Origin of the sequence: Saccharopolyspora sp. NPDC049357 (genome assembly GCF_040677225.1) — a bacterium.
In the GTDB taxonomy this organism is placed as follows: Bacteria; Actinomycetota; Actinomycetes; order Mycobacteriales; family Pseudonocardiaceae; genus Saccharopolyspora.
In genome coordinates this window covers 129,660-141,372 of the sequence record NZ_JBFAQJ010000002.1, presented here as the reverse complement: position 1 = coordinate 141,372, position 11,713 = coordinate 129,660, and the positions used below count along the sequence as shown (strand labels likewise).

At 69.7% G+C, this 11,713-nt stretch carries 12 protein-coding genes and 1 tRNA gene; 12 read left to right on the top strand and 1 reads right to left on the bottom strand.

The genetic code is table 11. From position 1 onward, the window contains the following. Nucleotides 1-239: 239 nt before the first annotated feature. From AB0J91_RS02345 to AB0J91_RS02320, 6 genes are all read left to right on the top strand, one after another. Nucleotides 240-1,625: a glycine--tRNA ligase gene (locus tag AB0J91_RS02345; protein ID WP_363792700.1), complete on the top strand. Its 1,386-nt coding sequence runs from the start codon at nucleotides 240-242 to the stop codon at nucleotides 1,623-1,625. 88 nt (nucleotides 1,626-1,713) lie between these two features. Further along, complete coding sequence (locus tag AB0J91_RS02340; protein ID WP_363863281.1) at nucleotides 1,714-2,367, top strand: YdcF family protein; 654 nt, start codon at nucleotides 1,714-1,716, stop codon at nucleotides 2,365-2,367. Between the two features lie 259 nt (nucleotides 2,368-2,626). Next, nucleotides 2,627-3,901: a deoxyguanosinetriphosphate triphosphohydrolase gene (locus AB0J91_RS02335; protein ID WP_363863278.1), complete on the top strand. Its 1,275-nt coding sequence runs from the start codon at nucleotides 2,627-2,629 to the stop codon at nucleotides 3,899-3,901. A 175-nt stretch (nucleotides 3,902-4,076) separates the two neighbouring features. Next, complete coding sequence (locus tag AB0J91_RS02330) at nucleotides 4,077-4,262, top strand: hypothetical protein (protein ID WP_093420954.1); 186 nt, start codon at nucleotides 4,077-4,079, stop codon at nucleotides 4,260-4,262. A 284-nt stretch (nucleotides 4,263-4,546) separates the two neighbouring features. After that, on the top strand, nucleotides 4,547-5,638 hold the full coding sequence (locus AB0J91_RS02325) for a serpin family protein (RefSeq protein WP_363863275.1): 1,092 nt from the start codon (nucleotides 4,547-4,549) through the stop codon (nucleotides 5,636-5,638). Nucleotides 5,639-5,717: 79 nt separating this feature from the next. Then, on the top strand, nucleotides 5,718-6,284 hold the full coding sequence (locus AB0J91_RS02320) for a carboxymuconolactone decarboxylase family protein (protein WP_363863272.1): 567 nt from the start codon (nucleotides 5,718-5,720) through the stop codon (nucleotides 6,282-6,284). 64 nt (nucleotides 6,285-6,348) lie between these two features. On the opposite strand, the gene AB0J91_RS02315 is transcribed toward AB0J91_RS02320, so the two are convergent. Then, entirely contained in the window at nucleotides 6,349-7,242 is an 894-nt protein-coding gene (locus AB0J91_RS02315) for a sigma-70 family RNA polymerase sigma factor (protein ID WP_363792690.1), read from the bottom strand. Nucleotides 7,243-7,311: 69 nt separating this feature from the next. Here AB0J91_RS02315 and dnaG point away from each other — a divergent pair, with 69 nt between their 5' ends. The 6 genes from dnaG to AB0J91_RS02285 all read left to right on the top strand — a co-directional run bounded on the left by dnaG (nucleotide 7,312) and on the right by AB0J91_RS02285 (nucleotide 11,712). Next, complete coding sequence (gene dnaG / locus AB0J91_RS02310) at nucleotides 7,312-9,204, top strand: DNA primase (RefSeq protein ID WP_363792688.1); 1,893 nt, start codon at nucleotides 7,312-7,314, stop codon at nucleotides 9,202-9,204. Next, nucleotides 9,201-9,728: a hypothetical protein gene (locus tag AB0J91_RS02305; RefSeq protein ID WP_363792686.1), complete on the top strand. Its 528-nt coding sequence runs from the start codon at nucleotides 9,201-9,203 to the stop codon at nucleotides 9,726-9,728. Before dnaG ends, AB0J91_RS02305 begins: the two co-directional genes overlap by 4 nt. An 81-nt stretch (nucleotides 9,729-9,809) precedes the next feature. After that, nucleotides 9,810-10,571, top strand: a complete 762-nt coding sequence (locus tag AB0J91_RS02300) for a trans-aconitate 2-methyltransferase (RefSeq protein ID WP_363863269.1) — start codon at nucleotides 9,810-9,812, stop codon at nucleotides 10,569-10,571. Between the two features lie 112 nt (nucleotides 10,572-10,683). Beyond that, nucleotides 10,684-10,756: transfer RNA gene (locus tag AB0J91_RS02295), tRNA-Asn, on the top strand. Nucleotides 10,757-10,858: 102 nt separating this feature from the next. Then, nucleotides 10,859-11,428: a thymidine kinase gene (locus AB0J91_RS02290; protein WP_363863266.1), complete on the top strand. Its 570-nt coding sequence runs from the start codon at nucleotides 10,859-10,861 to the stop codon at nucleotides 11,426-11,428. Nucleotides 11,429-11,478: 50 nt separating this feature from the next. Beyond that, complete coding sequence (locus AB0J91_RS02285) at nucleotides 11,479-11,712, top strand: DUF4177 domain-containing protein (RefSeq protein WP_363863263.1); 234 nt, start codon at nucleotides 11,479-11,481, stop codon at nucleotides 11,710-11,712. Nucleotide 11,713: the final 1 nt, after the last annotated feature.

Below are 11,713 nucleotides of genomic sequence, written 5' to 3'. Positions count from 1 at the left end.
CGGACGCGGAGCGCTGCTCTGGCCGGGGGCCACGCCATGACGTTCCACGCGCACCATCCTACGGGTAGCAGGTGAGCGCCCCGATCGGTCGATACAGGGTGCGGTCACCCGCCGCGAGCGGGCGGTCCCTCAGCGCTCACGGCCCGGCCGGGATGCGGAGCCCGCGCCATCGGTACGCTGGGAAACTCCAGCTCGACCGGCTGGTCCGATGTGTTTTCCAGTGAAATTCCGGAGTGAACGTGCCCGCCGACCAGATCGACACGATCGTCAGTCTCTGCAAACGCCGCGGATTCGTCTTCCCGTCCGGCGAGATCTACGGCGGTACCCGGTCGGCCTGGGACTACGGACCGCTCGGCGTCGAGCTCAAGGACAACATCAAGCGCCAGTGGTGGAAGCACATGGTGCAGGGCCGCGACGACGTCGTCGGCCTGGACTCCTCGGTGGTCCTGCCCCGCCAGGTGTGGGAGGCGTCCGGCCACGTCGGCGCCTTCCACGACCCGCTGGTGGAGTGCACCTCCTGCCACCGCCGCTTCCGCGCCGACCAGCTCGCCGAGGAGTACTCCGAGCGCACCGGCAAGGAGGTCACCGAGGACGACCTCACGGACGTCCCGTGCCCGAACTGCGGCAACCGAGGCCAGTACACCGAGCCGCGCGAGTTCAACATGATGCTCAAGACCTTCCTGGGGCCGGTGGAGTCCGAGGAGGGCATGCACTACCTGCGGCCCGAGACCGCCCAGGGCATCTTCGTCAACTTCGCCAACGTGATGACCACCGCGCGCAAGAAGCCGCCGTTCGGCATCGGCCAGATCGGCAAGAGCTTCCGCAACGAGATCACGCCCGGCAACTTCATCTTCCGGACCCGCGAGTTCGAGCAGATGGAGATGGAGTTCTTCGTCGAGCCCGGCGAGGACGAGCAGTGGCACCAGTACTGGATCGACCAGCGGATGCGCTGGTACACGGAGCTGGGCATCGACGCGAACAACCTCCGGGAGTTCGAACACCCGAAGGAGAAGCTGTCGCACTACGCCAAGCGGACCGTGGACATCGAGTACCGGTTCCGCTTCGGCGGTCAGGAGTGGGGCGAGCTGGAGGGCATCGCCAACCGCACAGACTTCGACCTCACCACGCACTCCAACCACTCGGGCGTCGACCTGACCTACTTCGACCAGGCCAGCAACTCCCGCTACCGGCCGTACGTGATCGAGCCGGCGGCGGGCGTGGGACGTCCGATGATGGCGTTCCTGATCGACGCCTACACCGAGGACGAGGCGCCCAACGCCAAGGGCGGTGTGGACAAGCGCGTCGTGCTCAAGCTGGACCGCCGCCTGGCCCCGGTCAAGGCCGCGGTGCTGCCGCTGTCGCGCAACGCCGAGCTCTCGCCGAAGGCCCGCGACGTGGCCGCGACGTTGCGCCGCAACTGGAACGTCGACTTCGACGACGCCGGTGCGATCGGCCGCCGCTACCGGCGGCAGGACGAGATCGGCACGCCGTTCTGCGTGACGGTCGACTTCGACACCCTGTCCGATCACGCCGTGACGGTGCGCGAACGGGACACGATGAGCCAGGAGCGCGTGGCCATCGACAAGCTCGAGGAGTACCTGGGCGCCCGGCTGATCGGTTGCTGAGCCCGATGCGGAAGTCCGGAGCACCAGGTCGATTTCGCTGCGGGCCCGGCCCGCTCGCGGCCGGTGGTGGATCTGCGAAGATGCCCCGGTGAGCGCACATCATCCCGCCCACCGGTCGCGGACCGGTCGCATCGTCTCGCGCGCCTTGGTCGGCGCGCTGCTGGTGACGATCCTGGTGGTCGGCGGCACGGCGGTCCGCGTGTGGCAGGTGGCCCGCGCGGACGACCGGCAGCCGGTGGACATCGTGGTGGTGCTGGGTGCCGCGCAGTACCACGGCAAACCCTCGGACATCCTCGAAGCGAGGCTCAAGCAGGCCCTCGGCCTCTACGAGGACGGGCTCACCGACTACATCGTCACCGTCGGCGGCCGCAAGACCGGTGACGCCTACACCGAGGCCCAGGCAGGCAAGAACTGGCTGGTGGACAACGGCGTTCCGCGCGACAAGATCGTCGAGGTCGACGTCGGCAGCGACACCCTCGGCAGCATGCAGGCGGTGTCGGACCTGGCAGATCAGCGCCGCTGGGACAGCGCGCTGATCGTCAGCGACCCGTGGCACTCGCTGCGGGCTCGGACCATGGCCAACGACATGGGCCTCGAAGCGTGGGCCTCCCCGGCCCGCTCGGGCCCGGTGGTCCAGACCCGCGAGATCCAGATGAAGTACATCGTCCGGGAGACGGGCGCTCTGCTGTTCTACCGGCTGACCCACGCCCCAGCAGAACTAAACGGCGACGGCCTCGGATAGGCCTGTTTCGGGCTTGGTTTGCGTGGCGGCGCGGGTGGCGGAACCTGAGGCGGTCCTCCTGCTCCGGGCGCGCCGACTCATGTATGCCAATACACCACGTCGACACGTCCTCACAGGAGAACCGCCTCAGAACCCGCGGCGGTGCCGGCTGAGTCCCGCACTTGAAGCAGCGGCTCACGCTCGTGCACGAGGTTCCAGTTGACTCCGTTTTCGGGGTCGTGGCGTGGGGATGTCGTGTTAGGGGCTTAGCCTCACTGCGATGAGCTCGAAACTGGCCGGGTACGGCGAGCACGACCTCCAGCGGCTGCACCCCGAGGCGCCGAAGGAGGCCGCGTCGTCGCACCCCGACGACCGCACCCCGTTCGCGCGCGACCGCGCTCGCGTGCTGCACTCCGCCGCGCTGCGCAGGCTGGCGGGCAAGACGCAGGTGATGGGGCCGAACGAGGGCGCCGACGTGCCGCGAACCCGGTTGACGCACTCGCTGGAGGTCGCGCAGATCGGGCGGGGCATCGCCTCCGCGCTGGGCGCCGACCCCGATCTGGTGGACACCGCCGGTCTCGCCCACGACATCGGGCACCCGCCGTTCGGGCACAACGGCGAGCGCGCGCTCAACGAGCTGGCGGCCGGGCACGGCGGGTTCGAGGGCAACGCGCAGACGCTGCGGATCCTCACCAGGTTGGAGCCGAAGGTCACCGATTCCGGCGAGGTCGGGCGTGGCCTGAACCTGACCCGCGCCTGCCTGGACGCGGCGACGAAGTACCCGTGGCGCAAGCGGCCGGGTGAGATCAAGTTCGGCGTCTACGACGACGACCTGGAGGTCTTCGAGTGGCTGCGCGACGGCTCGCCGGATCACCGGCGCTGCCTGGAGGCGCAGATCATGGACTGGGCCGACGACGTGGCCTACTCGGTGCACGACGTCGAGGACGCGGTGATCTCCGGGCGGATCTCGTTGCGGGCGCTGACCGATCCGCAGGAGCGCGCGCAGATCGCGAAGCTGGCGGACGACCGGTTCCTGCGCAGCGGCGAGACCGCGCTGCTGGAGCAGGCGGCCGAGGAGCTGGTGCGCTGGCCGGTGGTGGCCGCGGTCCTCGACTACGACGGGACGCTGTCGGCGCAGGTCGCGTTGAAGCGGCTGACCAGCGAGCTCGTCGGCTGGTTCGTGGCCGCGGCGGTCGGTGGCACTGTGGCGCGCTTCGGGGCCGGATTGACCCGCTACCGCGCGGACCTGGTGCTGCCGGAGAAGGCCGTCGCCGAGGTGACGGTGCTCAAGGCGATGGCGGTGCGCTACGTGCTGCACGACGGCGACCGGCGGCGCATGCAGGCCAGGCAGCGGGAGCGGCTGGCCGAGCTCGTCGAGGCGCTGAGCGAGAGCGCACCGGCTTCACTCGATCCAGTGATGCACGATGCCTGGATGCGAGCTTCGGACGATTCGTCCCGATATCGGGTGGTTCTGGACCAGGTCGCGTCGTTGACGGATGCGCAGGCTGTGATCTGGCATGAGCGCCATGTACATAGCGTGTCCAAACCAATGTGACGTTAATCCGAATGGGGGTGAATGGATCTCGGGTCGTCGGGGAGAATCCTCACCCAGAGTGTCGACCGGCAGTTCTGTTGGCGGCATGTGCCCTGATCCCCGTACCGCGCGGCATCCCGAGCCGAGCGGCGGCGGCCCGTCGTTCCCCCGACGCCGGGCCGCGAGGAGACCCCGAATGCGCAACCGGCACTACATCCAGAAGCTCGTCGTCGGAGGCGAGCCGTACGTCAACGCGGACAACCTCGCCGACTGGATCAAAGATCTTCGCTGGCAGGACCCCGCGGGCCAGCGAGCCGCCGAGTACATCGCCCAGGAGCTCCGGCTCATGGGTCTGAGCGACATCGAGGAATCCCTCCGCTGACGACCCCTCTCGGTGGTCGTCCTGCCGGGCGGGGCGGGTAGCGGACACGTCTTCTGGCTCCGGTCGCCAACTCAGGTGCACGGCGTCCTCGCCAGAAGACGTTTCAGAACCCGCGGCGGTGCGAGCTGCGAGTGGTCTTCACAGCTCGTGGCTGCGCCGCCGGCGCGCGGGAACGGGAAATCCGGCTAGAAGCCTGGAGTGCTCGCGGACGGGTCCCTGCGCCGCGCTCTGGCAGACTCGGATCAAGCCCGAGTCTCCTCGACGCGGAACGGAGCCCTGCGGACGTGAACCACCACCTCGACTTCGCCCTGGCACTGCACGGGAAGCTGGCTCCGCCGCCGACCAAGACCTTCTGCTGGTCGCCGTACTCGGTGAGCAGCGCGCTCGGGCTGGCGGCCACCGCGACCGGTGGCAACACCAGGGAAGAACTCGTCGCCGCGCTGCGCGACGAGCCGGCGAACCTGCTGGAGCTGCTGGGCTCGGCCGCGGAGCTCGCCGCGGCTTCGGGTGAGCAGCCGGTGCTGGCGGTCGCCAACACCCTCTGGGCGCACGCGGACCTGCCGATCGAGGAGTCCTACCGGCTGGCGCTCAAGGACTGGCCCGGCAGCGCGGTGCGCAACGCGCCGTTCCAGGACGATCCGGAAGCGGCCCGCGAACTGATCAACGCCGACGTCGCCGAGACCACCCGGGACCTCATCCCGGAGCTGCTGCCGACCGGCGCGGTCCACCCGCAGACCGTCGCGGCCCTGGTCAACGCCCTCTACTTGAAGGTCTCCTGGCGCGAGGCGTTCGAGAAGACCAAGACCACCCAGCGCTCGTTCCACGCCCCCGACGGCGACCGCGACGCGCCCACCATGACGGCCGCGCGAACCCTCGGCCACGCCGCCACCGACGGCTGGCAGGCGGTCGGGATCCCGGCGGCCGGGGGAGTGGAAGCGGTCGTCCTGCTCCCCGACGGCGACCTGGCCACCGCCGAACCCGAGCTCACCACCGAGCGCCTGACCGGCCTGCTCGGCGCCCTGGAGCAGCGCAAGGTCGAGCTGTTCCTGCCGCGCTTCAAGGTCTCCGGCGGCGCGGAGCTCACCGAACCGCTCGGCGAGCTGGGCGTGCGGGACCTGTTCACCCCCGCCGCCGACTTCACCCCGCTGACCGACCGGTCGCTGCGCGTCTCGGAGGTGCTGCACGAGTCGGTGCTCGACGTCGACGAGGCCGGCCTGGAAGGCGCGGCCGCGACGGCGATGATGATGCGGCTGACCGCCATCGTCCGGGAACCCGAACCGGTGCGCGTCGAGGTGGATCGCCCGTTCCTGTTCCTGGTGCGCCACCGCGACAGCGGCGCGCTCTACTTCCTGGCCCGCATCACCGATCCGAGCTGAGCTGTCACGCTCCGGGGACCTGTCTCGTCACTCCGGTGACGAACCCCGAAAACCGGGGTGGCGAGGAGGGAGCGAGCACATGCCGCGCATTCCGGGCGTGCCCACCAGCGAAGCGAACCTGCTGACCAGGCTCACCTACCGGTTCTCCCGGCGCCGCTACGGCGCGGTGCTGGACCCGCTGACCGTGGTCGCGCACCACCAGGGCCTGATGATGGCGGCCGGCGTGTCGGAGATGGCGCTGGAGAAGGCGGCCAAGGCGCTGCCGGCGAACCTGCGCGAGCTGGCGGTCTACCGGGTGGCCACCAAGATCGGCTGCTCGTGGTGCGTCGACTTCGGCACGATGCTGCAGCGCAACGAGGGCCTGGACATCGACCGGCTCAAGGAGATCGACGACTACCGCACCTCGGACAAGTACTCCGAGATGGAGCGGCTGGTGATCGCCTACGCCGACGCGATGACCGAGCAGCCCATGCAGGTCACCGACGAGCAGGTCACCGAACTCGACCGGCGCCTCGGCCACAAGGGGATGGTCGAGCTGACCTACATGATCGCCGTGGAGAACCAGCGCACCCGCGTCAACCACGCGCTGGGCCTGACCGCGCAGGGCTTCACCAGCGGAGAGGCCTGCCGGGTGCCGATGCCCTAGATCCGGGTGCGGGACTCAGCTGTTCCGCCACCCGCACCTGGAGCACAGCGACCACGAACGGTCCCTAGTGGAACTCCACGCGGGTCAGCTTGTCCGGGTTGACGATGTCGAACACCTCCGCTGGCCGTCCGTCGCGGACGGCCAGCGCGAACACCCGAGGCGCCACACCGGCGCCGTCGCCCGGCAGCATCACGCCTAAGTCGCCGTTGACCAGCACCGGACGTGCCTCGCCGAGCAGCTCCGCGCCGTACCTGTCGATGAGCCCGATGGCGAAGCGCGCCACCTTGTCGGCGCCGATGACCGGGCGCCGCGCAGTGCGGGCCTTGCCGCCGCTGTCGCCGTAGACGGTGGCCGAGGGGTGCAGCAGCCGGGTGAGCGCGGCGAGGTCCTTGGCGGCCACCGCGGTCAGGAAGTCCTCCAGCGCCCGCTGCTGCTCGGGCAGCGGGACCCGTTCCGGCGGGGCGGCGTCGACCATCGTCCGACGCGCCCGCGACGCGTGCTGGCGCGCGGTGGGAACGCTGCACCCCAGCACCTCGGCGATCTCGGCGAAGGGCACTTCGAAGCCGTCGTGCAGCACCAGCGCGAGCCGTTGGTCCGGTGGCAGCTCGTGGAGCACCCGCATCGCCGCCATCCGCAGGTCGTCCTGACCCGCCACGATGTCGCCCGGATCGGAATCCACGGCGCTCACCAGCGGTTCCGGCAGCCACGGGCCGACGTAGCTCTCGCGCCGCACGGCGGCCGAGCGCATCCGGTCCAGGCACAGCCTGCTCACCACGGTGGTCAGCCAGCCGCCCAGATCGCGGATCTCGTCGTGGTCGGTGTCGGTCAGCCGCAGCCAGGCGTCCTGCACCGCGTCCTCGGCGTCGGCGAGCCGTCCGGTCAGCCGGTAGCCGAGGCCGATCAGGCGGCTTCGGTGCCGGTCGAACTCCGCGGCGAGCGTGCTGGTGTCGGGCCTCACGCGATCGATTCTGCCGCACCGGGCGGACACCCGGTCGTGGCCGATCTCTTTGGCCCTAGACTGGGTGACGTGACAGGCAGGATCCGGGAGAGCGACATCGCCGAGGTGCGCGATCGCAACCGGATCGACGACGTCGTCGGTGAGTACGTCGCGCTGCGCAACGCCGGTGGTGGCGCGCAGAAGGGCCTGTGCCCGTTCCACGACGAGAAGACGCCGTCGTTCAACGTCCGCCCCAGCCACGGAACCTTCCACTGCTTCGGCTGCGGTGAGGGCGGCGACGTGATCGCCTTCATGATGAAGATCGAGCACCTCGGCTTCGTGGAGTCCGTGGAGCGGCTGGCCGACCGGGTCGGCCTCCAGCTGCAGTACGAGGGCGGCACGCCGGGCCCGAAGCGCGACCGCGGCAGCCGCTCGCGCATGGTCGAGGCGCACCGCCTCGCCGCCGAGTTCTACGCCGAGCAGCTGCGCTCGCCCGAGGCCCAACCGGCCCGCGAGTACCTGACCACGCGCGGTTTCGACGAGGCCGCCGCCCAGCGCTTCGGCTGCGGCTTCGCGCCCAGCGGCTGGGACAAGCTCACGAAACTGCTGCTGACCAAGGGCTTCGAGGTCGACGAGCTGATCAAGTGCGGCCTGTCCCGCGAGGGCAGGCGCGGTCCGATGGACCGCTTCCACCGGCGGCTGCTGTGGCCGCTGAAGGACCTCGGCGGTGACGTCGTGGGGTTCGGCGCGCGCCGGATCTTCGACGACGACCCGATCGAGGCCAAGTACGTCAACACCTCGGCGACCCCGATCTTCAACAAGTCGCAGGTGCTGTTCGGCATCGACCTCGCCAAGCGGGAGATCGCCAAGCGCAGGCAGGCCGTGGTCGTCGAGGGCTACACCGACGTGATGGCCATGCACCTGGCGGGCGTGCCCACGGCGGTCGCCTCCTGCGGAACCGCGTTCGGCGACGAGCACATCTCGGTGCTGCGGCGGCTGATGATGGACGACGACGCCTTCCGCGGCGAGGTCATCTTCACCTTCGACGGCGACGAGGCCGGGCAGAAGGCGGCGATGAAGGCGTTCGACGGCGAGCAGCAGTTCGCCGGCCAGACCTACGTGGCCATCACCCCGGACAACATGGACCCGTGCGAGCTGCGCGAGGCCCAGGGCGACGCCGCCGTGCGCGACCTGGTGGCCCGGCGCAGGCCGCTGTTCGAGTTCGCCATCCGAAGCCTGCTCACCGACTACGACCTGGACTCGGTGGACGGCCGCGTCGCCGCGCTCAAGCGCACGGTTCCGCTGATCGCCCAGATCAAGGACCCGGCCAGCCGCGACGGATACGCGGCCCGGCTCGCCTGGTGGGCGGGCTGGAACGACGAGAACCAGGTGGTCAGGCGGGTTCGGGAGAGCTCGGGCGCTCCGGTCCGCAAGCAGCGCCGCCCCCGCCGCGAGGAGAACCAGCAGTCGCTGGGCATGGACGTCGAGCTGCCGCAGCGCCCGCCGAGGCACGATCCCCGCTGGTTGCAGCGGGAGGCCATCAAGGCGGCCCTGCAGGTCCCGGCCCTGGCCGGTCCGCTCTACGACTCGCTTCCCGCCGAGGCCTTCACCGAGCCGGTCTACGCCGAGGTGCAGAAGGCGTTGCTGGCCGCAGGCGGCACGGCCTCGGGGCTGAGCGGGGCGGGCCTGGTCGACGCGGTCTCGCACCGGTGCGAGAGCCAGATCGGCGCCCGGCTGTGCACGCAGCTGGCGGTCGAGGCCCTGGAGTGGACGACCGAGGACGACCCGCGCTACGTGAGCGCGATCATCGCCCGGCTGCAAGAACGCCTGGTCAGCAGGCAGATCGCGGACATCAAGTCGAAGGTCCAGCGGATGTCGCCGCTGGAGGACGCCGAGGAGTACAACGCCCTGTTCGGCGACATGGTCGCCTTGGAGGGCTACCGCAAGGCACTGCTGGACCAGGCGATGGGAACGACTCTGTGATCAAGAGGCTGCTGGCGAAGTTGAGCGGAACCGCCGAGGTCCCGGTGGACTTCCCAGGCAGCCTCGACCCCGATGAGCACGTCCTGTCCGTCGCGCCCTGCGAGGACGGCTCGGTGGTGGCCACCCACTTGGGCCTCTGGCTCCCGGAGGGGCGCAGGGTCGGCTGGCACCTGATCAGCAAGGCGGCCTGGGGCGGTGACGTGCTCACCGTGACCGAGGCCGAGGAGACCCGGCACGTCGACGGCGCGGTCTACCTGCGCGACCTGCGGCCTCAGCGCCTGGCGCTGACCGGGGAGAGCAGGCTGCCGGACGTGGTCCACGAGCGCGTCAACCGCTCGATCCGGTCCCGCCATCACCGGGACCTGCCGGGTGGCGGCGCCTGGTTCATCCAGCGCAAGGTCCCCGGCCGCAACGGCATCGAGCTGCAGATCCGGCCCGACCCGGGCACGGACGAACCGGCGCTCGACCGCCTGGTCGGCGCGCTGGTGGAGAGCCTGCGGCAGTCCCGCGACCTGCCTTCCTGAGTTCGTTCCACCTCGAAACGTCCTCGACGCGATCGGACACCCGGTATACGGTACGGGCGTACTGCTAGCGGAGGTGGCGGAATGTGGGATCCCGGCAAGTACCTGACCTTCAGCGATCAGCGCGACCGCCCGGCCTTCGACCTGATCGCCAGAGTGCGCGCCGAGAGCCCCAGGCGGGTCGTCGATCTCGGTTGCGGTGCGGGGAACCTGACCTCGCTGCTCACCGGCCGCTGGCCGGGCGCCGAGGTGGAGGCGCTGGACTCCTCGGAGGAGATGGTGGACGAGGCCCGCTCGCGGGGTGTTCCCGCGCGGGTCGAGGACGTCCGGGACTGGAAGCCGCAGGCGGACACCGACGTCGTGCTGTGCAACGCGGTCCTGCAGTGGATCCCGGATCACGTCGAACTGCTGCACCGCTGGCTGTCCGAGCTGCCCAGCGGTGCCTGGTTCACCTTCCAGGTCCCCGGCAACTTCGACGCGCCGTCGCACGCCACCATCCGCGAGCTGGCCGCGGAGCAGCGCTGGCGCGGCAAGCTCGACGGGGTCCTGCGCCACGACGACGTCGTGCGCGGCCCGCTGGAGTACGCCGACGAGCTCGCCGATCCGGACGTCGAGGTCGACGCCTGGGAGACGACCTACGTGCACGCGCTGCGCGGGGACGACCCGGTGCTGGAGTGGGTGAGCGGAACCGCTCTGCGTCCGGTGCGAGCGGCATTGGACGACGATGAGTGGGCGGAGTTCCGAACCGAGTTGTCCCATCGCCTCTCGGTCGCTTATCCGAAACGGCCCGATGGCGTGACCTGGTTCCCGTTCCGCAGGGTCTTCGTCGTCGCTCACTGCGCGTGACCTGCACAGATGTTCGTGCTGAAGAAAATCGGGGGGTGCCGTGAAACGCCTTTAGGGTATCCGCTAAAGTAGTTCCCGTCGGCGCGAGAGAGCGCCGACGACAAGAGAACATTCCTCCGTAGCTCAATCGGCAGAGCATTCGGCTGTTAACCGAAGGGTTACTGGTTCGAGTCCAGTCGGAGGAGCGCAAAGCCCAGGCCAACGGTCTGGGCTTTTTCGTTTCACCTCCCCGCCAGGACACGGGCCTGGGTACGCCGGGTGATCGGGTGTGGCTACCGTGTTCGGTCGTGGCGAAGCTCTACTTCCGATACGGGGCGATGAACTCCGGCAAGTCGACCGCGTTGATCCAGGTCGCGCACAACTACGCCGAACGCGGGCAGCGCGTCTTCGTGGTCAAGCCCGAGATCGACACCAAGAGTCCCGTGGTGCTGTCGCGCATCAACGTGGCGCGGGAGGTCGATCTCGTCTGCGACGTCGGCACCGCCGTCCGGGACGTCGTGCTGGCGGCGGGGGTGCCGGACTGCGTGCTCGTCGACGAGGCGCAGTTCCTCACCGGCGAGCAGGTCGAAGACCTGTTCCGGTTGGCGGTGCTCGACGGGATCCCGGTGATCGCCTACGGGCTGCGCAACGACTTCCGCACCCGCGGCTTCCCGGGGAGCCTGCGGCTGATGGAGCTGGCGCACTCCATCGAGGAGCTCAAGACGATCTGCCGCTGCGGTCGCAAGGCGACTCTCAACGCGCGCACCGTCAACGGCGAGTTCACCCAGGACGGCAGCCAGGTCGCCATCGAGGGCGACGTCGGCTACGAATCCATGTGCGGCACTTGCTATCTGCGCAAGGTCGGCACGTTCGAGTGACCGGAGGCCGCCGGCGCGCGGAACTCCGCGGGAGCGCGCAGCGTTGACCGGTGGGGAAGACGTTCGGGAACGGGGGAGCCGTCGTGGCGTACGAGTACAAGGTCGTGGAGCTTCGCGAGAAGTGGCTCGGCGGCAAGATGTCCGGTGACAAGTTGGAGAAGGTGCTCAACGACCACGCGGGCGAGGGCTGGCAGCTCAAGGCGATCACCGGCGCCGACGTGAGGGGCCGCATGGGGCCGGGAGGCGTCGAGGGACTGCTGGTGACCTTCGAGCGCCAGGTCTGAG

Coding starts and splice junctions, on each gene's coding strand:
- AB0J91_RS02335 (WP_363863278.1), top strand. CDS start 2,627: ATGAGCTCGAAACTGGCCGGGTACGGCGAGCACGACCTCCAGCGGCTG.
- AB0J91_RS02330 (WP_093420954.1), top strand. CDS start 4,077: ATGCGCAACCGGCACTACATCCAGAAGCTCGTCGTCGGAGGCGAGCCG.
- AB0J91_RS02320 (WP_363863272.1), top strand. CDS start 5,718: ATGCCGCGCATTCCGGGCGTGCCCACCAGCGAAGCGAACCTGCTGACC.
- AB0J91_RS02300 (WP_363863269.1), top strand. CDS start 9,810: ATGTGGGATCCCGGCAAGTACCTGACCTTCAGCGATCAGCGCGACCGC.